The sequence below is a fragment of the Chloroflexus aurantiacus J-10-fl genome (assembly GCF_000018865.1).
In the GTDB taxonomy this organism is placed as follows: Bacteria; Chloroflexota; Chloroflexia; order Chloroflexales; family Chloroflexaceae; genus Chloroflexus; species Chloroflexus aurantiacus.
Window position 1 is genome coordinate 2,067,261 of sequence record NC_010175.1, and the last position, 23,474, is coordinate 2,090,734.

The 23,474-nt window shown below is 52.3% G+C and carries 22 protein-coding genes; 5 read left to right on the top strand and 17 right to left on the bottom strand.

Annotation, left to right across the window (positions count from 1 at the left end; all coding sequences use genetic code 11):
- Positions 1-5 precede the first annotated feature (5 nt).
- From CAUR_RS07840 to CAUR_RS07905, 14 genes are all read right to left on the bottom strand, one after another.
- The gene (locus CAUR_RS07840) at positions 6-320 is read right to left on the bottom strand and encodes a nucleotidyltransferase family protein (RefSeq protein WP_012257376.1); all 315 of its coding nucleotides are present in this window, start codon (positions 318-320) and stop codon (positions 6-8) included.
- 51 nt (positions 321-371) lie between these two features.
- Entirely contained in the window at positions 372-740 is a 369-nt protein-coding gene (locus CAUR_RS07845; RefSeq protein WP_012257377.1) for a HEPN domain-containing protein, read from the bottom strand.
- A gap of 105 nt (positions 741-845) precedes the next feature.
- Complete coding sequence (locus CAUR_RS07850; RefSeq protein ID WP_012257378.1) at positions 846-2,216, bottom strand: sugar transferase; 1,371 nt, start codon at positions 2,214-2,216, stop codon at positions 846-848.
- Positions 2,217-3,263: 1,047 nt separating this feature from the next.
- Positions 3,264-4,109, bottom strand: coding sequence for a phospholipid carrier-dependent glycosyltransferase (locus CAUR_RS07855; RefSeq protein ID WP_242605100.1), 846 nt, complete (start codon positions 4,107-4,109; stop codon positions 3,264-3,266).
- Between the two features lie 162 nt (positions 4,110-4,271).
- On the bottom strand, positions 4,272-4,514 hold the full coding sequence (locus CAUR_RS07860) for a hypothetical protein (protein ID WP_012257380.1): 243 nt from the start codon (positions 4,512-4,514) through the stop codon (positions 4,272-4,274).
- Position 4,515: 1 nt separating this feature from the next.
- Positions 4,516-5,280, bottom strand: a complete 765-nt coding sequence (locus CAUR_RS07865; RefSeq protein ID WP_012257381.1) for a WecB/TagA/CpsF family glycosyltransferase — start codon at positions 5,278-5,280, stop codon at positions 4,516-4,518.
- Positions 5,281-5,282: 2 nt separating this feature from the next.
- Entirely contained in the window at positions 5,283-6,377 is a 1,095-nt protein-coding gene (locus CAUR_RS07870; protein ID WP_012257382.1) for a glycosyltransferase family 4 protein, read from the bottom strand.
- A gap of 31 nt (positions 6,378-6,408) precedes the next feature.
- Positions 6,409-7,566 carry a glycosyltransferase gene (locus tag CAUR_RS07875; protein ID WP_012257383.1) on the bottom strand — a complete coding sequence of 386 codons (1,158 nt, stop codon included), beginning with the start codon at positions 7,564-7,566 and terminating at the stop codon, positions 6,409-6,411.
- A complete protein-coding gene (locus CAUR_RS07880; protein ID WP_012257384.1) occupies positions 7,563-8,822 on the bottom strand; it encodes an O-antigen ligase family protein in 1,260 nt (419 codons plus the stop codon). Before CAUR_RS07880 ends, CAUR_RS07875 begins: the two co-directional genes overlap by 4 nt.
- Positions 8,819-9,655, bottom strand: a complete 837-nt coding sequence (locus tag CAUR_RS07885) for a class I SAM-dependent methyltransferase (protein ID WP_012257385.1) — start codon at positions 9,653-9,655, stop codon at positions 8,819-8,821. The genes CAUR_RS07880 and CAUR_RS07885 overlap by 4 nt, the downstream gene beginning before the upstream one ends.
- A 23-nt stretch (positions 9,656-9,678) precedes the next feature.
- Positions 9,679-11,118 (bottom strand): lipopolysaccharide biosynthesis protein, encoded by a 1,440-nt coding sequence (locus CAUR_RS07890; protein ID WP_012257386.1) that lies wholly within the window; start codon positions 11,116-11,118, stop codon positions 9,679-9,681.
- A complete protein-coding gene (locus tag CAUR_RS07895; RefSeq protein ID WP_012257387.1) occupies positions 11,115-11,927 on the bottom strand; it encodes a class I SAM-dependent methyltransferase in 813 nt (270 codons plus the stop codon). Before CAUR_RS07895 ends, CAUR_RS07890 begins: the two co-directional genes overlap by 4 nt.
- A complete protein-coding gene (locus tag CAUR_RS07900) occupies positions 11,924-13,426 on the bottom strand; it encodes a tetratricopeptide repeat protein (RefSeq protein ID WP_012257388.1) in 1,503 nt (500 codons plus the stop codon). The genes CAUR_RS07895 and CAUR_RS07900 overlap by 4 nt, the downstream gene beginning before the upstream one ends.
- Positions 13,427-13,680: 254 nt before the next feature.
- Positions 13,681-15,039, bottom strand: coding sequence for a cytochrome P450 (locus CAUR_RS07905; RefSeq protein WP_012257389.1), 1,359 nt, complete (start codon positions 15,037-15,039; stop codon positions 13,681-13,683).
- A gap of 195 nt (positions 15,040-15,234) precedes the next feature.
- On the opposite strand from CAUR_RS07905, the gene CAUR_RS07910 reads away from it, so the two are divergent.
- From CAUR_RS07910 to CAUR_RS07920, 3 genes are read left to right on the top strand one after another with little or no spacing between them, the layout of a single operon-like run.
- The gene (locus tag CAUR_RS07910) at positions 15,235-16,614 is read left to right on the top strand and encodes a phosphomannomutase/phosphoglucomutase (protein WP_012257390.1); all 1,380 of its coding nucleotides are present in this window, start codon (positions 15,235-15,237) and stop codon (positions 16,612-16,614) included.
- Positions 16,611-17,726: a phosphohexomutase domain-containing protein gene (locus CAUR_RS07915; protein WP_012257391.1), complete on the top strand. Its 1,116-nt coding sequence runs from the start codon at positions 16,611-16,613 to the stop codon at positions 17,724-17,726. Before CAUR_RS07910 ends, CAUR_RS07915 begins: the two co-directional genes overlap by 4 nt.
- Before the next feature lie 22 nt (positions 17,727-17,748).
- Complete coding sequence (locus CAUR_RS07920; RefSeq protein ID WP_012257392.1) at positions 17,749-18,924, top strand: gluconeogenesis factor YvcK family protein; 1,176 nt, start codon at positions 17,749-17,751, stop codon at positions 18,922-18,924.
- Between the two features lie 59 nt (positions 18,925-18,983).
- Here CAUR_RS07920 and CAUR_RS07925 read toward each other — a convergent pair whose 3' ends face one another.
- Positions 18,984-19,226 (bottom strand): hypothetical protein, encoded by a 243-nt coding sequence (locus tag CAUR_RS07925; protein ID WP_157866408.1) that lies wholly within the window; start codon positions 19,224-19,226, stop codon positions 18,984-18,986.
- Positions 19,227-19,456: 230 nt separating this feature from the next.
- Positions 19,457-20,314, bottom strand: a complete 858-nt coding sequence (locus CAUR_RS07930; protein ID WP_012257393.1) for an alpha/beta fold hydrolase — start codon at positions 20,312-20,314, stop codon at positions 19,457-19,459.
- 478 nt (positions 20,315-20,792) lie between these two features.
- Here CAUR_RS07930 and CAUR_RS07935 point away from each other — a divergent pair, with 478 nt between their 5' ends.
- Positions 20,793-21,386: a PH domain-containing protein gene (locus tag CAUR_RS07935; protein WP_012257394.1), complete on the top strand. Its 594-nt coding sequence runs from the start codon at positions 20,793-20,795 to the stop codon at positions 21,384-21,386.
- The gene (locus tag CAUR_RS07940) at positions 21,376-21,963 is read left to right on the top strand and encodes a hypothetical protein (RefSeq protein ID WP_012257395.1); all 588 of its coding nucleotides are present in this window, start codon (positions 21,376-21,378) and stop codon (positions 21,961-21,963) included. Before CAUR_RS07935 ends, CAUR_RS07940 begins: the two co-directional genes overlap by 11 nt.
- 305 nt (positions 21,964-22,268) lie before the next feature.
- On the opposite strand, the gene CAUR_RS07945 is transcribed toward CAUR_RS07940, so the two are convergent.
- Positions 22,269-23,405 (bottom strand): glycosyltransferase family 4 protein, encoded by a 1,137-nt coding sequence (locus CAUR_RS07945; protein ID WP_012257396.1) that lies wholly within the window; start codon positions 23,403-23,405, stop codon positions 22,269-22,271.
- Positions 23,406-23,474 lie beyond the last annotated feature (69 nt).

The following is a 23,474-nucleotide window of genomic DNA, read 5'->3' on the forward strand; positions in this document are numbered from 1 at the left end:
ACGACTTATCCCGCTGCTTGACCCTCACTGCTATTCGTCTGCCCCGATCCACATGCCTGGTGTTCAGGATGCTCTTCTGCATCACGACTGGCGAGCAGAATACTGCCTTCCATCATCTGCTCGATGTCGGGTAAAGACGTATCATCACAGAGCAACAGATCAATCCCGATGTCAAGTTGGCGCGAAAAGAAGAAGAAATACGGTCGGACTGCCTCGATTGGATTAGCAGCCCGCTCACTGACCCGCAGCAAGAGGGCGACATCGCTCGTGCCCGAGTGCGATCCTCTGGCCAGGGAGCCAATCAGGTACACGGCGCGCACATAAAGGTTACCAGTGCTGAGGTGGCAACCTCACGCAGGCGACGTATAATCTCAGCGCGATCCAGGGAGATGGCTTTCACAGAACCGAATGACTCGATCCGCCGCATGCAGTCCCTCCTGTGCCTGCGTTTCGGTAACATAATCGGCTGGCTTTCCTGAGGCAAAACCGTTCGGATAGCAAGGTGGGATGTAGTACAGGTCGAGCAAGCGAGCACTATCCAGCACCTCTTCTGGCACCGCCAGCTCCTGGTTCAGTCGTCTCAGCCTGTCTGTGAGAGAATGACCCCAAAGGGTCACACCCCTGGCCAGCCCCAACGCCTTAACCACCTTTTCAGACGCCTGTTGCAACGTGAAAAACGCCCACAATGCGCGTGTGTAATCACGCTTACCTTGCTCATACCAGTCGCGCCAGCGGTTCATCGAATGACACCTTCACGCCGTCTGTCAATGGGTACATTGTGCATCTACTGGTGATGATGCCGTGGGATGCAAACTACGCCTGTGCTGCTATTGTACGTGATCTTATCAATATGCGCCATGCCCCTGCCAGACGACGATCACCGTTTTGAGCAGGATGCGCAGATCGAGCCAGAATGAATAATTCTGGATGTAGTACAGATCATCTTCGGTGTGCAAATGCATCGGCTTATCACTACGACCATTCACCTGCCACCAGCCGGTCATGCCCGGCGGAACCCGGAAGCGCTGCCACTGCCACGGCTCATACTCGGCAGCGATATAAGGCATCTCTGGTCGCGGCCCCACCAGACTCATTTCGCCGCGTAATACATTGAACAGTTGTGGTAATTCATCGAGGGATGTGCGGCGTAATTTTCGCCCAATACGAGTGATGCGCGGATCATCTTTCATCTTATGAATAAGCCGACCGTGTTCATCACGCTGGGCTACCTCACGCCAGCGCCGATCTGCATCGACGTACATGCTGCGAAACTTCAGCATCTGAAAGCGTCGCCCATGCTCACCAATGCGCTCCTGACGAAAAATAATCGGCCCCGGCGACTCGAGTTTGATAAGCAGCGCGATCAGCAGCATTAAAGGAGAGAGCAGCACGATCAACAGCAAACTCACAACAATATCAAATAGACGCTTCACCACCCGTTGCGAGTCGGTCAGTGCCGACTCGCGGAGTGACACCAGTGGAATACCACCTACACTATCCACTGGAGTCCGGGCAAACGCCAGATCGAGCGCCGTTGGGACTGTGTGAATCATCACCGGCTCTTTGAGTAATTGCAACGACAACTCAACCACCTGATCGTAGCGTGATGGTGGCAACGCGAAGATCACTTCATCGATCTGACACCGACGCACCAGGGTCACGAGATCGTGTAAACCGCCCAGGCGGGGAAGGCTTGTTGGGGCATCGCGCTCATCAGAGGCATACCCCACCACTTGTACGCCGGTCCATGGCCGGCGCACAAATTCATCGGCCAGGCGGATGGCAGCATTCACCTCGCCAACCACCAGTACTCGTCGCCCATTTCCACGCTGCTGCCGCCAGCGGGCGAACGTCCGAAATCCCAGATGGATCACGCCCAGGACGACCAGATTAAGAATGACGAACCAGGTGAATGTTCCCCGATCAATAGCCACCCCGTTCACCAGATAGAGTAACCCGGCGAATGAGGTTGCCGCCAGCAGTACAGCGAGGAAGAGACGGGTAAAGGCTTCGAGAAGGGTGCGGGTGAACAGTGCCCGTTGTGGGGCCAGAACGATGAATACCAGTGTCCAGATCACAGCAACACCGCCGTAGAGCGGCCACTGGCGTGTAAGAGTTGGATCATTGCGAACGACGAGGGCGAGACACAGCAATGTTGCTATCAGATCCCACGCGAGAACGCTCCCGATCAGTCGCGTGCGCAGGCGTTCCAGCATGCCGGCTCCTTACGTGAAGGCGCCTGCCGGCGTCGTGGCCGCGCCTTCACACCATGTCAACCGGTACAAACCCATCCAGGGGGTATGCCGGTTGATAGTATAGCACGGATAGCGCTGAGAAGGCAAGTATAGGGGGTTATGACAATAGCTGATGGGATATCGTTTGGGAATGGAAAGTTAGATAAGTGAGATGTGTGTTGATTTTTTGCATAACAAAGATTAGAAGTCAATCTGCTTTTTGTAAAATGAAAGATGAAAGATGTGCAAGAATGAAATGTGTTGGACTGCACGAAATTAAATCGAAGCTGTATGTCTTCATACTTACAGAAATTTACTCTAATTCCTGCACGAGTAAGAAATTTAGTTCATTGGAACAGCCTGGGTATGTAATGTGTATTAGTTAATCCAGAGATGGTAATGATTGATATTTCGTAGGGTTATATCAAACCTGGTTTATTATGGCACACTATCTACCGTCACCCTCACGCTACGACCCTGAACACTCTGTTGTGATGAGCAAACGGGTATGCTCCAGGAGCACGCGACTCCGGATCGCTCACCACTGCACAGCACGCGCTCCTGAACCACACTGATCCCTTTGCATTCACCCCGGCGCTTTTCATTACCTGTACGGCGCATGGTAGCCGGTATAATGTATCACACCCATGCATTGCTCTGGTCGCATGCCAACAGGGATTGTCCTGACAGTGCCCGGTAGGGGTGCACGGCCGGGCATACCTGGCAATGCGTGTTCGGGAGGATAGAGCCATCTACGGGATACCGATGTCACACGGGTGGCAATCGTTGTTGCCCAATCAGCGCGCATTGCAGGCTTGACACCTGAAGAATGCACCTTGCTGGTCAAGAGTTGGTACTATCCGGCGAATCGCTGGCATACACTCTTCACGGAATCATGGGCCTGGCAGGTCCAGGATGACGACATTTTTAGCACACGCTTAACCCGATGTTGTGTCGTGCAGGTTTTGAAGGGTTCCTCTACATGTAGGACACCCTGTGGTACCACGGTGAAGCATTGCGATATGAGTTCTAATCTTTTGAACCGGGTAATGGGTTGCTTGTTTCCATAGGAATGGCATGTTTCTGGGTCATTCTTACAAACAGTGATTCAAAAAAGCTACCGAGTGTATAGCCCAACACTATGGCATAAAACGGTACAGCCGGTAAGTAGAAGCGATCCCAATTCAGGGGCGTCCAGGCAATCACTCCTGCCATTACGATGAAACCGTAGACTACAAATGGGTAATTCTGTTTGAGGTTTGCCTTCATCAGTAAACAGCCGGTTATCCATAGAGCCAGATGAAAGTAGTCACCGAAAACTCTGGCTTGAAAAGCTCTTAGCGCATCATTGATCGTCCAAAGGGCTTCATTTGGACGTGAACTTCGTCTTGCCGCAATAATTTGTGAATGCTCTAGCATGACCCTGATCCCAGTCAAAAGATCATGCCATATTTGTGGATTTACTACAAAGAAGATGAGTGCCGGAAGAATAAGATTAGGCAGAATAAACAATATATCATTTCTGGTTCTACGCAAATAGAGGTTGATGATACCAATCGTCAGGATTGAGATTACAACGAGTCCGGCATTTAGCTTTGCTGAGACTGCCAGTCCACTAAATAAACCACCGCCTATGCCGAATATGAACGCTTCCCTTCCTGAACGATAATGTATTCCACGCCACGCACAATATACTGAAACAAGACTGAAGAAAATAGCCGGTACGTCAAGCATTGCTTGCTTGCCTAAAACTTCGACTAACGGATGGGATAAAAAGAAGCCAACGATAAAAAGTCCATATATCCAGCCAAATGTTTCAGAGAAACAAAATCCGATCAGGAAAAGGATTCCGGCAGTGAGTGCTGTCAGTAGCACTATGGGGTATCTGCCAGCCCTTAATTCTGGACGCGGGACAGCATTTCCAGCATCAATATTCGCTTGCGTTGATAATGACCAGTCCCAGGACACTTTTGGAATGTCAGTAAATCCCTGCCAGTACAGCGATGCACCAATAATGATTTTGACCAGGTTCGGATTTCACATTCCAAAATGACTGAATAGTTCAGTGTATGTTTTTGTCCATTGTATGGAAGAAAAATCTTTCTCTATAAACATTTTCTGAAATGTCCACTGTCCGCTTCTGATCCAGAACGTTTCATCGGGGTGGTATATACGATACGAATCCAGGCTTCCTGAAAACAGAATAAGCACCAGTAAAAAAACCATACCGGTCATCAGCCATTTAGCAGATTTACGTAGAGCATTAGCAGCTAATCGCATATTAGCTCCTTCCTTTCCTCAGCAACACGCTCCGTACATCGGCGATCATCAGTGGTAACAATGCCCACGGCTCGATCAGATATCGCTTCCCCAGGCGGCGCGGTTCGCTGATGAGGCGATAGAGCCACTCTAACCCCAGACGCCCCATCCAGCGTGGTGGCGTGGGAATCGCGCCGGCAATATAGTCAAAGCATGCTCCAGCAGTTAGAATAGCATTCGCTGTAAGCTTGTCGAGATTGTCCAGTACCCAATGTTCTTGACGCGGCATCCCCATGCCAACCAGCAAGATATGGGGCTGAAAGGCGGCAATGGTTGCTAATACTGTGTCATTCTCTTCCGGCGGAAAATAGCCGTGGTGTGTGGCAATGGTAAGTGTCGGGTATTGCCGGCATACGATCTCTGCTGCACGGGCGGCTACCCCTGGTTTACCACCGAGGTAGAACACACGCCATCCTTCAGCCGTAGCCATTGCCAGCAATGGCTGAATCCAGTCAACGTACGTTACCCGCTGGTCACGTGACACCGGATAGCCTAACAGGCGCGCCCAGTAAACAAGGGGCATGCCATCAATATGGATAATGTCCGCTCGTTCGTAAAACATCCGCATTTTGGCATCACGATGATACAGGTAAACGCTGTGTAAGTTGTGATGAGCGATGATTCGTTGCTTATGCGAAGCAATGGCCTCGCCGATGTATTGGTTGAGAGCCGAGATCGGGAATGGGTCAATAACGGTTTTAAGTACTGAAATGCGATGGCAACTCATCTTTATTTGATAAACAGGTGCTTGATATATTCGTCAATCATTTGATTAAGATCATATTTTTTGGCATTCATCAGTGATAAATTTCCTAGTCTTTTGCGTTCTTGTTCATTGTTTGCTAGAGATTGAATAGCATCGCTCCATTCCTGGAAATCTGTGGTTGGCAAAAAAATACCAGCATCACCGATAATCTCATGATTAACGTCCAGATCACTTGCGATTACTGGTAATCCCATCATCATCGCTTCAACGGTTGCAAAACCGAACGCTTCAAATCGTGAAGGCAAGGCAAAAATATCGCTGGCAATTAACAGATCACCGATCTCCTCTGGGGATAGTTCACCCAGTAACTTTACGTGATCAGTACAATCATACTCATGGATCATTTGTTCAAGTTCACATCGTAGTTCACCGTCACCGGCAATCACTAAATACCAATTGGGGTTTGGTATACAACCGATAGCTTTGATCAATAATTGCTGATTTTTTTGCGCAGCAAGACGACCAATGTTCGTTACAATAATACGATCTACTGGCAACCCAAACTTGGTTCTCGCTGCTAATTTCGTACACTCCGTCCTTGGTTTAGATAGTCCATTGAGAACAACTCTGCTCCGATTCTTGTATATGTTGGGGTACGATTGAAAAGAGTCTGCTACACTGTGAGAGACAAAAATATTTGATGTGTAGATACCAATTGTACCCAACAATCGGTCGAGCCAACGGGCAATGACCGGATAACTCCAGCTTGGATTGCGTTGTGTCGCCATGCGGTAAGGGATGCCAGCCAGGTAAGCGACGGTTTGCCCGATAACGTTTGCATAATGTGTGTAGGTTATGACACCACTCGGTTTTGCGTTACGTAACCAATGATAGAGTTTGATGCAAAGCAGGATAAAATCATATACCGTCTTTGGTCTACCGTCGCAAAGCCATCGAATATGTGGACGATTAACATAAGTGTCGCGTTTTTTGTATAGAAACCAGACTTCTGAGGTGTATCCTCTTTGGATTAATCCTTCACAGACTTGAACGGCCGCCTTTTGAGCACCACCCGCTTCCATTTGCGTAACAATATTGATAATAAGTTGTTTTTTCATGGTAACTTCTCAATGTCAAAATAATCATCGATTAATGATGATATTCATCAACAACTTCATCATATAATGATTCTAATTTCGCATTCTGTTTCTCCAGATTAAATTCCTGCTCCACCCATTGTCTGCCCTGTACACCCAGCCGATGGCGGAGATCTGGATCGGCCAGCAGTATCTCAATGTAATGCGCCAGTTCTTCCACGTCGCGCTCATGGGCTAAAAACCCGGTTTGGCCATGAATGATCACCTCAGGAATACCTCCGCTGCGAAAACTCACCGGTGGGACTTGCATTGCCATGGCTTCAAGAAAGACCATACCCAGGGTCTCTGCTTCACCCGAAGGCATGGTAATACTCGGCATGCAAAAGATACAGGCTTCTGCCAGATGCTGCTGCACAACCTTGTTCGGCTGAGCACCGAGAAAGGTGACCCGCTGACCAAGCAGATCACGGCCCAACGCTTCATACTGTTGGCGCATCGGTCCGTCGCCAATAACTGTGAGCTGGATCTCTGGAAATCGATTGCGCAGCCGGGCAAGCGCATGTAACAGGAATGGTAACCCTTTCCGCTCTGCCAGCCGACCCACATATAATATCTTTCCCCAGACTGTCATCTGTGTCTTGGGATTGAAGCGTTGTACGTCAATACCATGACGGATACACACAACTTTTGCGGGTGCAAAACCGTGTCGTTCCACAACGATGCGGTGTAAGAAGTCTGACTGCACAATAACCCGACTGACCATTTGTGCCAGAGCACGTCGCCGCAACAGGTACAGACGATGTGCCATGTATGACGAACGCCAGATTGCCGTATCGGACATCGTTACATCAGTGCCATGCACACTCACCAGGAGTGGCAGCCCGCGCTGCCGTGCCAGTGGCATGGCAATAGCGCCATATGGAGCAAAGTGAGCATGAATCAGGTGTGGCTGTACCTGATCAACCAGTCGGTCGATATCATTCGGTACATAGCCAAGCACTTTGATCCCAATCTCGCGAATAGTACCAATGATCCCGCCTTGATTGATCAGATGAATATTAAGATGAGACACATCAATCTCCGGTCCTTGTGGATGTTTGATCCCTATAACGATGGGCTGGTAACGTTTCAAACCTGCGATTTGATTGTAGACGAACGTTTCTGAAATCGCTATTGGCTGGTTATAAAATACAATTACCCGTCTGCTCATCGTTCAACTCGCTTGTTCTTTTGGGTAACGAAGTAAGACCATGAAGGGATGATCCAAAAAATAGCCTTTCCCAGGTTAGTTTCAAGAAGGACAGCTTCAGCAAGATTATAAGTAATTAAAAAAACTGCAAGCAAAAACAAAAAATGCATAAAATATTTATTATTTGCTTGATTTGTTTGTGTGTAAAGTATGCCATACTGTACGATAAAAGTCAACAATGCGAAAACGATGCAAACACCGACTATCCCGAGCTCTAGCCAGACATCAATGTACCCATTATGAGCTTGCAAAGCCCACCAGAATCGCAAACGCATTAGCGCAATATCCACATCCATCATTCGAGATGGATCAGTCCAGAAAGCGCCAAAGCCATAGCCCGTCAAAGCCTGCTTCCAGCCTATCGGTAGCAATGCCTGCCACAATAGAAGGCGGCCCGTTAATGTGAGATCGCGGTTCAGCAACTGAGCAATGTCTTCACTGTAGCTCCACAACAAATAGCCAATAGGAGCTGCTATCCCCAGACTGATCATCGTCATTTGAAACTTTTCTCTGCGCGATGCCATACTAAATGGTATCAACACCATCCAGGCCAGGATAATGATAAACAGGATTACAGCGGCTGTTACTGATTGGGATCCAACAATTAGACCGACACAGCTCGCAATCAATACCCCCCATCCAATCCGCCATGGCATTGTAGTTTGATACATTAATACACCGAAAACAATCAGTGCTAACACGCAGATCCGCCCCAAAGCATTCTTGTGGTACATAATCCCTTGCCAGGCACCGGGATGTGGGTGACCCATAATTGCCCCTGGTGCGCCGAGACCGATCGCAATCAGGCTACTGACGACGATGATCGCCATCGCACTGCCGATTAAACGCAGCACGGTTGCAGGTGGGTAACGGATCGCCAGTAAGAGCCCGTATAAGGTTGCCAGAAGCAGGGTAGCACTGCGCCTGATGGTGAGGGCTGGTGCCTGAGACCAGAGGACAGAGAGAATGGCCCAGCCGATAATTACCCAGATCAGCCATCCTCGTAATGCAACGCTCACTGCCTGTTGACGGTACCACCACAACAATACCAAACCACTATAGCTGAAGAGGAGAACGACCTGTTGGATAGGATCTCCACTTGTCGCAATAGTATCTCCAAGAGTCTCTTGCCGCCACAACGGTATAAACGCACCAGACAATAGTGTCAGTGCGATCACGTGCCAGCCCAATTCGATGCGTTGTCGCAACATGTTCATATATCAACCGGTTTACGAGCGATACATACGTAGCCACAGGCCAGCCAATGGTTGATTTCAGTAAGCGTATTGTTGCGCTTGAATAGCCGGTCAAGCTGATAGGCAACATTCTCTGATTGGGTCAGATGACGGATTCGGTAACGTAGCGTTCGTGATAATGCCAGGTATGCCCACTGAGGCAGGCATATACACCAGCGTGCCCACTTACGTTCGTAGAGTGGAGGATCTATGCGGAAAATCTTACTAAAAACGTTCATAATGCGTACGGCAATATTGTGGGTTAAAATCATCATGGTGGTGATCACGCCCCCTTTAGAGTTGATTTCAACGATGTCCAGCCCATGATCCTGGCAGATTTTTTGTAAACCATAGACGGTAAAACGCCAGTAATCATGGGGTGCCTCGTGGATTGGATAGATAAAGGGGGTTGACAGGATCAGGTGTCCTCCCGGTTTCAAGAGTCGGGCCAGCTCGGTTAGCACCTGAAAGGGATGTCTGGTGTGTTCTAACACTTCTGTACAGAGAATAGTATCGAAAGAAGCATCAGCGAATGGCAGCTCTTCGGCATAACCGATCAGATCGGCGGCACCAGTACCGTGGGGGGAAAACTGTACTTCAGTACCGATGCTTAACTCCACGTGCCGTTCATAAATTAAAGCATAAGATCGCTTGCCACACCCAACATCCAATAGCCTGCCCCGCATATACGGTTGGGCAGCAAGGAGAAGTTCGAGCAATAACTCATTCGCGGCAATAGAAAGGCTTTGTTGATAATCAATGAAGTATCGTTGGTTCGCTTCATCGTAGACCAGGAAGCCTTGTTTACGCACCATGACGATATGAACCTGTTCTTTTTCTAAGCATTGAGCGGATGATCAAGAATCGCAGCCGGCTTGCGATGAACGTAGCGCCATAAACCGATCCCCAATCCACCCATTATGGTGACAACCCAACCAACCCGAAGTCCGATAATCTCCAGGTGAACATCTGGCCATACGGTATTGCTCCACCATAATCCGCCATATGCCAGGATACCACACCCGATCATCCCGCCAATGATTTTTAGGGGATATTTGATTGGGTAAATACGCAACGAATCAACGGCAATCAATCCCGTCCAGACCAGGTAGGAGACAACGGTTGCCCAGGCCGCGCCATTGATGCCATAGATGGGGATCCACCACAGACATAATCCGAGACAACTGACTGCCGCAATTGCCCCAATGATCGGCAAGTCCTGCGTCCGATCTTTTAACATAATGCCGACATTGAGCGGGTAACTCAATCCATAAATGATGTACGCCAACAGGATGATCGATACAATCTCTATCCCAGACCAGTATGTTATCGGGGCGATCAGTTTGTATATGAAGGGCGTTATCGCCATCACGATGAGGGCAAAGGTAGTAGCTACCCAGAGGTAGAGCAAGAGAATCTGGACATATGACTGTTCAGGATCGGGCAGGGTAGCAATCTTAAACCGGCGTGGTGCCCAATCCATAGCAAATGGGCGGGTGACAAAGACATCGAGGATCGTAGCTATTTTGTAGGCGAACGTGTAGATAGCGACTGCTTCTAATGAAAGCGCGTACTGGATGACGTAGCGGTCAGCCGCCAGTAAGATATAGGAGGCGATATTCGTCGGCAGTAGGGGTAGTCCATATCTGGCAATCCGCCAGATCGCAGTCTGATCAATACGCCACTGAATGAAACGCCGACCGATCACGAGACCGGCAAAAAACAGGATCACTGACGACAAAAGCCTGGCGGTGAGCGCACCGATCAAGCCAAAACCGGCGTACAGAAAACCAACGAGAAGAAGGGCGAATCCCCCTAATTGGAGGAAAGATAAGGTTATAAATATCCAGGGCTGCTCGCGAATCCGAAAGACAGAGAGTATCAATCTGAAACAGGCGTCGCTCCAGCCAATCGCGAGCACGAGGATCAGAGTAAGTGGTGATCCCGGTAAATCACTGCCTACCCCACTTAAGACTACCAATACACCGAAGCCCGTGATAATCGTTCCCAGTAAACTAACGGCAATAACGACTGTTCCAACCAGACGCGCCCGCAACGTTTCATCAGTTTGCTGCCAGTATTCCCGCATTAACCCGACTTCGAGTCCTGCGAGGATAAGCATGTTAATAAAGAAAATCGCGACCTCAAAAATTGACCATGCACCGTATTCTTCAGCGTTCAGCGTATTAATCAGGAATGGTACAATAATAAGGAGAGCTGCACTGTTTGCAGCGCTACCAATGGTGTATATGATGCTACTTAGTGAAACCTGTTTCATTGTTTGTACGCAAAAATATACTTGCTATTTGGAGTTTTCTGACCATACTTTGGACATAAAAACTTTCGGTCTAACCAGAGAAGTAATCGACAAATCATGCTATCTACGATTAGCCATCTTTTAAACTTAACACGTAACAATGATTTCCAGAATATAGTGATTACATTCCACAATAAGTGATGTCCATAGGTTGGCGACGGATGTGCGATTACAAAAATTGGTTCAATATATCGAATGGTTAAACCATTCTCCTGAAAGAGTCTGGAATATTCACTTTTAGATCGCAAACGAACGTGAAGTGCTGTCTGAGTCGTCTCTTGCGGAAGGATGTCTGATATAATTAATAGACCTCCTGATCTTAATACACAAGCTACATTTCGGATTACTGCTTTAAATTTCTCGTCATCGACAATATGAAACATGACGTCTGCAGCGAAAACAATATCGAATTTCCCTTCCAGGTGGCTGACATCTAATTCTGATATATCTGCACAAACAAACCGATGATCAGGGAATTGTTGCTGAAGGTTATCAATTGAAACTGAGGTTATATCTATACCAACATATTCTCTAACCTGATGCTGTGTGAAGAATTGCGTGTAAAATCCATTACCGCAGCCTATTTCCAGTACACGACTCTGCGAAATGTCAATTTTTGCCTGAGATAGTCTTGATTTTAACACTTCCAGGCGGCGGTTATAAAGTTGTATATTATAATCTAGGCTTAATCCTTTGTGTCCAACGCCACTCAAGTCAAAATCTTGGCTTAGTCGTTGCTCCCAATATTCGCCAGGTTTGTAGGTTTTCACTTCGTACACTCCTGCTGTACCTCTTCAACCAGCCCTTGCTGTTGCGCTTGCCGGCACAATGCTGCTGCCCGCTCTGGTTCCTTGACCCATCGCCAGAAGCCGATCAGGTTACGCCAGATAGCGGGATGTGGATCAAGTGCTAATGCCTTCGCAAAAGCCTGCTCGGTGAGATAAGCCTGATTCGGATCGGCAATGTATAAAATCTTGCCATAATGAATGTGTGCCCAGGTGCTCCGCTCATCGATTTCAACTGCCTTTGCGGCATAGGGTATAGCCTCAGCAGCGCGGTTCTGCCCCCACAGGGAAAGCGCCAAAAGGCGGTACACATCTGACCATAACCGCGTGGTTGATGGATTAATGTCAGGGGTTGTCACAATCAGGTGTTGTAATCCCTGTTCCACTTCTGCAAAACGCCGTTCTTCGTGCAGAAGTGTAGCCCACCGTAACCAGGCCCGTAGACGTAATTCAGAATTGATCCAGCCTTGATCAGATGCAACGCTCTGATCCAGGAGCTCCCGCTCATTGGTGATCAGGTAACGGGTGTACCAGCGCGTACTCGTGGTGTCGCCACCCATCATGGCAACCCGCCCATACCACCGCAGCGCCTCGTCGTACTGTTTCTGGCGAAACGCAACTGTCCCCCTATGCAGAAAGTCAGCAGCGGTAAACCCACCCTGCCGCCAGGCTGCGGCGGCACGTTGCAGGCAATCGTGACGTATACATGCAAGCGCTGCCTGGTCAATCAGCCGCAGATCGCCCCAACCGGCCGTTGTCGGGCTGGTCTGCAGGGTGATGATCACGGTCTGCCCGGCCCACGGCGCCAGATCGATGTACCCGTGCTGCCAGCCTTGCTCAGGCGCTGCCAGCTCAAATGTCCCTGCTACCTCCCCGTCAAGCATCACCCGGTAGGTTGCCGGTTGCGCTGTAGGTGTGCCCATCCAAAAGCTGAGCACAACCGGCTGGGCAGGCAATGTAATGCGCAGTGTGAGTTGCTCATTCGCGAAGACGGTGCGTGTGATCGGTTCAGGAGGGAGCCACCAGTCTGACGGTTCGGTAGTAGTGACCGGTAAGGACCAGTCCTGTTGGGTTGGCGGTGAGGGCAACCATTCCCAGCGAGTTTTATCTGGCTGATCGAATGTCAATGCCTCTACAACATGTGCCGGGGCAAGTTGTTCGTAGGCCATACCCAGCTCAAACCAGATCAACGGGCTGTCGGAACGTTGCGCAACTGCCTGCGAAAAAGCAGCAACCGCAATATCTGGCTGACCGGCCAGCAGTGCTGCACGGCCGAGCTGGCGGAGCGCTTCGGTATCGGAGGGAGCGGTCGCAGCCAGGCGCTGGGCTTCGGTGAGTGCCTGGTGCGCGACCGCACGGCCTTCTGCGGTGGTAAGGGGGACAGGGTCTCGCCACGGATCGTAAGATGATGCAAGACCCTCAATCTGAAGAGAATTGAGGGTTAATTGCTCGACGCGATGGAACAAGCGATATTGTTCCATCATGCTATGCAGTGGTTGATAAACAAGGCCACTGATAACGACAAGTAGTAGAATGATGAACAACCACCTGACATGTTGATGGAAAGGATAAGATCTACCCGTAATCACGAAGATTTATCCTTTTCGCTCACGTTCAGGAGGAGACCCTGTCATACGTTCACTTCCATTCACTCTCTAGCAGGTAATGGGATGTACACCGTCTGGAATATACCTCACCAGGAGCAGTATTCGCAATCGTAATTATCAAAACCTCATCCCTACCCCTCCCCCACCCGGCGCACCTCCATCCACTGCATTGGACCTGGGCGCAGGGTGGCGCGTGGGATTGGCCGTACCGGATAACCGGGAATGGCGCTGACCCGGAAGTGTTGCAGGATCATCGGCAGGATGAGTTGCATCTCCATCAGGGCGAAGTTGTTGCCGATGCACTGCCGTGGCCCGGTTATGAACGGTATGTAGGCGAATTTGTGTCGTTGTTCGATAGCCGTCGGACGGAAGCGTTCAGGATCGAAGCTCTCGGCGTTGGGCCAGAAGTCGGGGTGGCGATGGGTGACGTATGGGCTGAGAGCAACGACGGCGCCTGCCGGCAGTTCGTAGTCACCCAGTGTGTCGGCTTCAACAAGTACACGGCTGAGAATCCAGGTCGGAGGGTAGAGGCGCAGCGTCTCATCGATGACCATGCGGTTGTACGGCAACTGCGGTAGATCGGCCGGGGTGGGATTACGGCCACCGAGCACGGTGGCGTATTCGGCCCGCAGCTTGCGCTCGCTCTCGCCATGGTGGGCCAGCAGGTGCAATATCCACGAGAGTGTGCCGGCAGTGGTTTCATGTCCGGCCAGGAAGATGGTCATGACCTCGTCGCGGATCTGCTTCGGCGACATCTGTTCACCGGTATCGGCATCACGGGCAGTGACCAGCATTTCGAGCAGATCATCGTGTTCGCCCTGGTGCTGGCGACGTTCCTCAATCAGGCGATATACCGTGCGCTCCAGGAGTTCGAGGTTCCGTCGGTATTGCAGGTTGCCCGGGGTCGGCCAACTGCGCGGTGGTTGCCACCAGCGGAATTGCTGGCCAGCCGCCCAGTTGAGAGTGTCGTTGAAGGCTTTTCCTACCGCTTCCGCTTCATCATTGTTGAGCGATGTGCCGAACATGGTACGCACAATGATCTTCTGCGTCAGCAGCATCATCTCGTGTTGAATGTCCACCGGTTGCCGGGTACGGGCATAGGTCTCCCAACGGGCCAGCATCTGCTCAGCTTCCTCGACCATGATGCTCGCCATACGCGCAATACGCTGGTGGTGGAACGCCGGTTGCATCAGCCGCCGCTGACGAAGCCAGTGCGCACCGTTGCTGGTGACCAGACCCTGGCCAAGGATTTCGTCCATGGCCGGATAGCGCTTGATGTAGTTCTTCCAGTTTTCCTGTGTGATGCGCTTGATCATGTCGGGATGAATGGCCAGGTACATCGTGTGGCGGCCAAGCGAAAGCCTGACCAGATCACCATAGTGGCGCTGGATACGTACCATGAACTCAAGCGGATCGCCCAACAGACGCGGGGCAACACCTACCACCGGCAGGCCACGCGGGCCGGGAATTGCGCTTACTGGTGCTGTCATAGTGCTCTACTGGATGATTGTTGTTGCTGGCTGTAACTACCGATAGCATACCATACATAGACGTAGGCGGCAACTGGCGTAATAGGTCCGTTGATATTCAATCTTGACGGATGGTATGCTTTCGGCTAGGATCGAACCAACCCGATTAATATGGTGTGACGTTGGCGGGGAACGTCGTCCACAACAGAGGTAAGCATGGGCGTAGCGCTCAATCAAACGATTTTCCGGGCGTATGATATTCGCGGTATTGTTGAGGTTGATCTCGATGAGGCGATCTATGAACGGTTAGGGCGCGCAACCGGCACGCTCTTCCGCAACGAGGGCCGGCAGCGGATTGTCGTGGCCCGTGATGCTCGCCTCAGTTCACCGCGATTTCAAGCAGCATTAATTCACGGCTTACGTGCCACCGGGATGGATGTGATCGATATTGGTATGGTGGCAACGCCGGTGATGTATTTTGCGGTTGAGGCATTAGGGGCTGATGCCGGGGCCATTGTTTCGGCCAGTCACAATCCGCCGGAATTTAATGGTCTGAAGTTACGCCGCGCAGAACCGCGCTTTGGGTCTGAACCATTACCATCGGCTGCTATTCAAGAAGTGGGACGGATCGCCGCTTCTGGGGAGTTCGCTCAGGGGAGTGGTGGCTACGAGCAGGTGGACATCGGCCCGGCCTATGTCGAGTCGGCACGGCGCTGGATTGATTTCGGCGGTCGACGTCCTCGCGTTGTGCTGGATGGTGGGAATGGTGTGGCCGGGCCGCTGGCTGTCGCAATGTATGAGGCGTTGGGGATTGAGGTTATTCCCCTCTTCATTGAGCCAGATGGTACCTTTCCCAACCATCATCCCGATCCGTTGAAGGTCGAGAACCTGCGCCACTTGCAGGCCGCGGTCCGCGAATACCGGGCCGATCTCGGTATTGGGCTTGATGGTGATGGGGATCGGCTGGGTGTAGTTGATGGTCATGGCGAGGTGGTGTTTGCCGACCGCTATCTGATTGTGCTGGCGAAGGCGCTCCTGGCGAAGCGCAAAGGGCCAGTGGTCTTCGATGTGAAGTGTAGTGCGGTGTTACCCCAGGCTATCCGCGAGTTGGGTGGTGAACCGGTAATGTGGAAGACCGGCTACACCAGCCTCTCGGCGAAGATGCGCGAGATTGATGCCGTACTGGGGGGTGAGCTGAGCGGACATACGATCTTTCCGTTCCCCGGGCGGTACTTCGACGATGGCGCGTTTGCCGGTGCAGTGCTCTTGCATGCGCTGTCAGAGCTGGGGCAGACGCTCAGCGAAGCATTGGCACCGTATCCGGTATTGCCTTCAATTGATGAAGGACGAATCCCGTTTCCTGAAGAACGGAAGTTTGCAGTGATCGATTTCTTGCGCGAGCGATTTACCGGTAAGTATCCGATTATTGATATCGACGGGGTGCGCATCGATTTTGGTGATGGGTGGGGGCTGGTGCGTGCCTCAAATACCGAGCCGGCAATTACGACCCGCTTCGAGGCGCAGACGTGGGAGCGCGTTCAAGCAATTCGTGATGAGATGTTGAGTGTCGTCGAGGAGTTCCGCACACGGGCATGAGCGCGTATCGACGCCCTTTCCTACAGTCGTGGGAGGCAGCGTATACTGCCGGGTTCACGCTTGAACACCTGCGTCGCCGGGCGATGACGGTTGGTATGGCGTTGGCTCAACAACGTGCGCGTTGTTTGATCGGTTTTGATACGCGCTTTCTGGCAAACCTCTTTGCCCAGACGCTGGCACAAGACCTGGTGGCGCAGGGGGTAACAGTTCTGCTCGCCAGCACGCCAACCCCCCTGCCCGCCATCCACCACGCGCTCGATCAGAAGCAGGCCGATTGTGCATTGTATGTGTCGGCGCGCAATCGCCCTTACTATATCGGGGGGTTGCTCCTGATCGCTGATGAGAAGTCTGGTTTGAGCATTGCACCGACATCTGCTCCGTTGCCAGACGTTGAGTTTCCACCTGCCACGCCGAATATAGCGACTATTGATATTCGTACACCCTACATCGAGGCCTTACGTCAGGCGATTGATCTGGATGCTATTCGCCGCCTCCCGCTGACCTTTTTCGTCGATGCCATGGCCGGTACAACTGCCGGTATCATCACAACTCTGTTCGGTGAAGGGGGACAGACACGGGCAATTGAGATTAATCGTGATCCAGACCCGCTCTTTGGGCGTGGGTCGCCGCAGCCATTTGAAGCGAGTCTTCACCGGTTACGGAAGCTGGTGCGGGAGAGCGACTCACACCTCGGATTGGCGATTGCTGGTGATGGTACTGCATTGGCTGTGGTTGAACCGGGTGGTGAAGTGCTGGAACCGTTTGAGGCTGCACTGCTGCTGGCCGGTCACCTTGCTACCCACTACCGGCAGCGTGGCCTGGTGATTGCACCGCCACCAGCTCCAAATAGCCCGTTGCAGGCTCAGGCAAGGCAACTGGCTGCGTGGCAAGAAGCAACCGGGATGAAGCTCGAACTGGCCGGTGATGGTTTGTACACCGAACGGCAACCGGTTGTGGCAATGACGGCGAGTGGCGAAGTGGCACTGAGCCGCTGGAGTTCCTGCCCGGATGGATTGCTGGCCGGTCTGTTCTTTTGCGAAGCAGCGGCGCGGAGCAACGGTGGGCTGCGCACTCTGTACACTGCCCTACGCGCTCAATTTGGTGTTCAGTAATCCGTTGTAGAGTGTCTAATCCATGAAACAAATTGTCAGTCGTCTAAGCGCATTACGCCACCTGCTGCCATCGCTCTCCCTTACTTTTATCGGGATCGTGCTGCTCTCGCTGGGGGTTGCTTACCTCTTCATCCATGCCTATCGTACCGTCGAAGGGTTGCCCGACGTTGTCTGGTGGTTGACTCTGCAATTTCTGCCGCGCCCACTGCGCGGTGTTCTGCTGCTGGCGGTCGGGCTGATGGTGCTGGCGGGGGGTATCTGGCAGCTTAGCGGCGTGGTAGTCATTCCTCGCCCACAACAGTTGCCTGCCGATGGTGAGCTGGTCTTGGGATATGACCGGGCGCGTCGGCCACGCCGGGTTGTAGTTATCTCTGGCGGTGCCGGGATGTTGATTTTGTCGGGATTGAGCGATCAGGTTGATCGCATGACGTGTATTGTCCCGATCACCGATCCGGTTGAGTATTACTATCGTGCTTCGGGGTTGCTGAACCAACCGAATGTCTATTACGTCGTGCCGACCCCAGAACCGCTCGAAGTAATTGCTGAGCTTGATGATGGCACGCTGATCGATGTGCGTCACATTCACCTGCATCCTGAACTGGCGGAACGGTATGTGCGTCAGTTGCGGCTGAGTCAGGCGGCGCTCCCGCAATTGACGCGGGTAACCCTGGATGCGCTGCGTGAAGCTGATGCGATTGTGTTAGGGCCGGGAAGTCTCTTCGAGAGCATTCTGCCCAACTTTCTGCTGCCCGAGTTTGCCGAAGCGGTACGGACAAGTAGTGCGAAGAAGATCTTCATCTGCAATTTGATGACCGAGCCAGGGCGAACGAGCGGCTTTCGCGTCGCCGATCATATCCGCGTGATCAGAGAGTTTGCCGGTATCACCCCGGATTATGTGCTGGTCAATGCCCAACGCATTGATCCGGAGACGACGCGCATCTACGCCGCGGCCCATCAAACCCCCGTCTATCTCGATCCGAGTGATTACGAGGAGCTGGCAACGATCCCTGGCGATATGCATGGTCAGCGTGGGGTGATGATCGAGGGTAGTATGGTCATCGAGGCCGATTTGTCGGCAGCGGTCATTCAGTACACGACATCACTCGATAATCCACAGCAGAGCCGGGCAGTACGGGTGCTGCGCCACGACGGCCAAAAGCTGGCAGCAGCATTGCTTGAGTTGCTCCGACGGGCGTAGGGTGTTGGAGTTGCGCTGCTTCCAGCAGTGAGAGGCGACCCGCCCCTGCCTGCGCTGGGCTATGCATTACCCATAACCGGTGTCAACCACGTGCGCATCAGGCGGGTATGATCGCTATTGGTGCTGTTTTGAGCGACTGGCCCGGTGGCAGCGCACAGCTCTAGCCGTGCCAGCACGTGCCGGGTGGATTGCTGTATCCGCTCGTTATGCTCGTGTCGCGCGGTGTGGAGTGCGACACGCACATGACGAGGGGCAAGGCAACCTATCCAGCGCGTGATGGCACTGTAGATAGTCGTCAACACTCCTCAATTCCATACAGATGGAGTGGGAGCAGGAATCCTGTCGTTGGTGATTTGGTAAGCGTTCATGGACCTGTGCGATAGTCTGATAGTACGACAGCACAGCTTTAGTGAAATAAGTTCTAGTGTCCGAAGGTACAGCGCGACAGCGTGCTATAACTTCTATTCAACCAGATTCCGGGAAGAGGCAACATCGCTCTCCCCTTGGTACCGACAGTTCCGATGTTTAACCGTCAGGAAAGAAACGGCATAACCTGTTCTATAAACGCTTCTGGTTGTTCATCCTGCACCAGCAAACTGGCTCGATCAATCACTACCACTTTTGTTGCTACCCGAACCCGAACGAAACTGGCCGCCAACCGCAAAGGTGTGGTCGTGGCATCACTCCCCCAAACCAGAAGAGTCGGTTGGGTCAGGGTCGCGAAGGCTGAGGCAATATTACAGTTAAGCAGGCCACTAAGAAAACAGATCGGTGCATAATACGAACCAGGGCGACGGCATGTCTGATAGAAACCGTGCAGACGTTCAGAAGTAACATTTGCCGGATCGGCGTATGCCTGACTGGTGAGAAAAAGGCGAATGCTGGCCCGCGTGGTGAGTAATCGATACAGCAGCCGACCTATCGGGCTGCGGAGGATTTGGTAGAGGGTGTACGCTGCTACACCGGGTGGACGATCCAGTTGACCAATACCGGTAGGACAGATCAGCACCAGGCGATTGACCAGGTCGGGGCGGCGCACAGTAGCCATCACCGCATACGCCGCGCCTAATGAACTGGCAATCAGGGCAGCCGGTTGACCGATCCGTTCGAGGATGGTCGTGATCAGATCGATATACACCGCAGCCCGATAACGCCAGGGCGGACGCGCTGAATTGCCGTATCCGGGCAGATCGACCGCGTGGACGGCAAAATGCCGGCTCAGGCGTTGAAATGGTTCGCGCATCTCGAACACCGATGCAGCAGCATTAATGCTGTGAATGAGCAGGACGGGTTGACCGGTACCGGCCTGGTAGACGGCAATCGGCAGGCCGCGCCAGGTGATGTAGTCGGGCGACACCGGTAAGAGTGGTAAAGGCGATGCAGCAACCATACTGTATCCTGTGTGATGTACGTAGAGCAGGAGTTTTAGACTTCACGCCTGCTACCAATAGCAAGCACGTGATACCTGCACGATAGCGCCATTGCTGCTCACCTGAATGGCAGTGACGTATGAACAGCCGCAGCCACACTATAGATTATGCAATAACATTAAATGAAATGCAATAACTTGTTATATATGCAAAATTATAACCATCACCTGGCGAAGACTGTGTGGTGGTGAAGGGATTGCACATATTACCTGATGGCCGTCACCATGTTCCGTGGATGCTTTCCTACCAGGTGATTACACTACCGGGAGCGAGCACGTGGGCTAACCTACCACCTGGCATCGATTACGGGGGGAAGGGAAGCATGATTTCGACATAGCAGGTATCATGAACTGAACCGGAAATCCACCAGACCCGTTACGACAGAGACTTCGCGCTATAATGAAGTAACGTTACCAATGCAAAGCAAAGGAAGGTAGCATGACTCAATCTCAACCCAACCGCTTTATGCCGGCACCACTTGATGAATATGCGGTCAAGATTACGTATGGCCTGGCGTATCTTGGTGGGTTGCTGGTACTACCACAGTTTTTTGCCTACCTTGCCAATATCCGTTGGAACGGCTTACAGATACCATTGGGACTGGCAGCCGCGCTGGCACTCTTCCTCTTGCTGAGTTATGCCTTTCAGCCACGGGCGTACCGGATTGATGCCAACGCACTGGTTATCGAACGTCGCTGGGTACCGGCAATGATTATCCCGTTCGATCAGATCAGCGGGGTCTCGCTGGCTACTGGCTTAGCAGATATGCCACGCTTCGGATTGCGTTTTGCGTTCAACCCTGGCGTCTTCGGGTATCAGGGACCGTTTCGGCTTGATCCATACGGGCAAGTCGCCCTCTTTGCCACCAATCGCCATCGGCTGGTTGCCATCGCCCGCTATGATGCTTCGGTTGTGATCATCAGCCCTGATCGACCACGAGATTTCATTGCTGCCCTGAATGAGCAGCGGCTCGTAGCTGCAACCCGCCAGATGGAAGAGCGGGATGTTTCGGAGGTACAGAATGCGGTTTAAGGCGCTGGATCGGCTCTATTTGCGCTGTCGTTACGACCAGTTTATTCCAGGGGCATTGCACGAAGACGGTCGGCGCTACTTACCGCAGATTGTGGTGACACCGCTGGATGCCGGTACAGACACGGCAGTGGGAACGAGACTCTGGCTGGTTGACCGGCATCATCGGGTTGATCCAACGCTCGTAGGCCAAATCATTAATGTGCGACTGCTGTGTGCACTCAGTAGTATCAGGATGCAAGTTCCGCCGTTGCGAGCAGGTTTTATCACATCACCAAGCGAAACTGCCACTACGCCACTGAGTGAACCGGTCATCTACGGTCAGGTTGCCGATGTATTGACCTGGGAGGTGCAGCGCGAACATCTGCCGTTCGAGACCCTGTACACCGAACTGGTGATCAGGCTGAGCGAACGGGCGACAATCGGGCTGCGCACAACACTCAGTGCACCCCGAATTGCCGATCTGATAGGTTGTACTGAATTGCTTGCCGGTCACTGGATAGAAATTCAGCGATCCCGGATCGATATTCTCGCCCTTGAAACCGATTGTACCGAACCTGTACAATCAACGGGCCTGTAGAACCTGTTTCAAAAAACATCTACTATGAGGGTATCTCATTTGTTGCCGACCGGTTCCATGATCGTAACGAGCATACCCGGCATTCGCGTGACCAGCCGGGTCAACGACCTGACACGTACCAGATTGTGAGCACGGCTGGCGCGGCAGCATGGCTGCCGCACTCCAAACTTCGCGACACACGGATGATGAGCGAACAAGGCAACCAATCCGGCGCGTGATAGCATCACAGATGGTTGTTAGAGCGCGACAGCATAGCGTTTTATGAAATAAGTTCTACTAACAGCGCTACAGGGGCAACTTTGTTATCAAGATGGGCGCAGCGATCTGACCCTACGTGGTCGTAACACCTGTGCATAATACCCCATCAACTCTTGCATCACCCGCGGCCAGGAACGCTGTTCAGCAATTGTCCGTCCAACCGTACCCTGGGCCAGACGCCGTTCATCACGGGCAAGGACTTCGCGGAGCCGGGATCGCAGATCACTCACAACACCGGGAGTGAACAGGTAGCCATTCTGACCGTGATGGATGAGATCAAGCGCACCACCAGCCCGTGCAGCAACCACCGGCAGAGCCGAGGCCATTGCCTCCTGTACCACCTGACCAAAGGTGTCGGTATCAGACGGAAAGACAAATACGTCGGCGCTGGCATAAGCTGTTGCCAGGTCATCTCCTTTGAGATAGCCGGTAAAATGAACCGGCAGACCGGCACAACGGCGTTGCAATTCAGAGCGAAATGGACCATCGCCAACGATCACCAGACGGGTATTCGGCAGACCACGAATGGCCTCTGGCAACAGATCAACCCGCTTTTCGGCAGCTACTCGTCCCACGTAGAGCACAACTCGCTCACCGGGCTGCACACCGACCGCAGCCCGCCAGGTCTCGCTGCGATAACGGGGATGAAAACGTTCAATATCGACACCGCGGCCCCAGATGCGCAAGCGGCGAAACCCAGCGGCTCGCAGCACGTTCATCGTGAAGCGCGAAGGGCAGAGATTAATCCGGCAGCGGTTGTGAATCCAGCGCAACCAGGCATTGACGCCGTGTTTGAGGAAGCCAAATCCGTAATGCTGACTGTACGCGCCAAAATCGGTATGGTACGAAGCAATCAACGGTAAGCCGAGCCGCCGCACAATACCGGGCACGATAGCCCCTAACACTACCGGGCCAACCAGATGCACCAGATCAGGTTGAAACCGTTGCAAGCGAGCGGTTAATCCCGGCTGCGGAGGGGTAAGCTTTACTTCCGGGTAGAGTGGCAATGGCATACCATTGAGTGGCACAATCTCCGCACCAGCATAGCTAGAGGGAGCACCATGGGGGGCAAATAAGAGCACGTCGTGCCCCTGATACTGCAAATACTCAAGTAGCCGACAGAGGGTCGTCGTCACGCCGTTAACATCTGGGAGAAAGGTTTCGCAAATCAACGCGATACGCATCTGCTTGCAGCTCCCACCTCTTGGTTCTTTTCTCCTCTATGCACGATACAGGAGAGATGTTAAGGCGAT

What these genes read in the sequence shown, in the direction of transcription:
- CAUR_RS07845 (WP_012257377.1), bottom strand. Translation starts at nt 740, where the DNA reads ATGAACCGCTGGCGCGACTGGTATGAGCAAGGTAAGCGTGATTACACA.
- CAUR_RS07850 (WP_012257378.1), bottom strand. Translation starts at nt 2,216, where the DNA reads ATGCTGGAACGCCTGCGCACGCGACTGATCGGGAGCGTTCTCGCGTGG.
- CAUR_RS07860 (WP_012257380.1), bottom strand. Translation starts at nt 4,514, where the DNA reads ATGCGATTAGCTGCTAATGCTCTACGTAAATCTGCTAAATGGCTGATG.
- CAUR_RS07865 (WP_012257381.1), bottom strand. Translation starts at nt 5,280, where the DNA reads ATGAGTTGCCATCGCATTTCAGTACTTAAAACCGTTATTGACCCATTC.
- CAUR_RS07870 (WP_012257382.1), bottom strand. Translation starts at nt 6,377, where the DNA reads ATGAAAAAACAACTTATTATCAATATTGTTACGCAAATGGAAGCGGGT.
- CAUR_RS07875 (WP_012257383.1), bottom strand. Translation starts at nt 7,566, where the DNA reads ATGAGCAGACGGGTAATTGTATTTTATAACCAGCCAATAGCGATTTCA.
- CAUR_RS07880 (WP_012257384.1), bottom strand. Translation starts at nt 8,822, where the DNA reads ATGAACATGTTGCGACAACGCATCGAATTGGGCTGGCACGTGATCGCA.
- CAUR_RS07885 (WP_012257385.1), bottom strand. Translation starts at nt 9,655, where the DNA reads ATGGTGCGTAAACAAGGCTTCCTGGTCTACGATGAAGCGAACCAACGA.
- CAUR_RS07890 (WP_012257386.1), bottom strand. Translation starts at nt 11,118, where the DNA reads ATGAAACAGGTTTCACTAAGTAGCATCATATACACCATTGGTAGCGCT.
- CAUR_RS07900 (WP_012257388.1), bottom strand. Translation starts at nt 13,426, where the DNA reads ATGATGGAACAATATCGCTTGTTCCATCGCGTCGAGCAATTAACCCTC.
- CAUR_RS07905 (WP_012257389.1), bottom strand. Translation starts at nt 15,039, where the DNA reads ATGACAGCACCAGTAAGCGCAATTCCCGGCCCGCGTGGCCTGCCGGTG.
- CAUR_RS07910 (WP_012257390.1), top strand. Translation starts at nt 15,235, where the DNA reads ATGGGCGTAGCGCTCAATCAAACGATTTTCCGGGCGTATGATATTCGC.
- CAUR_RS07915 (WP_012257391.1), top strand. Translation starts at nt 16,611, where the DNA reads ATGAGCGCGTATCGACGCCCTTTCCTACAGTCGTGGGAGGCAGCGTAT.
- CAUR_RS07920 (WP_012257392.1), top strand. Translation starts at nt 17,749, where the DNA reads ATGAAACAAATTGTCAGTCGTCTAAGCGCATTACGCCACCTGCTGCCA.
- CAUR_RS07930 (WP_012257393.1), bottom strand. Translation starts at nt 20,314, where the DNA reads ATGGTTGCTGCATCGCCTTTACCACTCTTACCGGTGTCGCCCGACTAC.
- CAUR_RS07935 (WP_012257394.1), top strand. Translation starts at nt 20,793, where the DNA reads ATGACTCAATCTCAACCCAACCGCTTTATGCCGGCACCACTTGATGAA.
- CAUR_RS07940 (WP_012257395.1), top strand. Translation starts at nt 21,376, where the DNA reads ATGCGGTTTAAGGCGCTGGATCGGCTCTATTTGCGCTGTCGTTACGAC.
- CAUR_RS07945 (WP_012257396.1), bottom strand. Translation starts at nt 23,405, where the DNA reads ATGCGTATCGCGTTGATTTGCGAAACCTTTCTCCCAGATGTTAACGGC.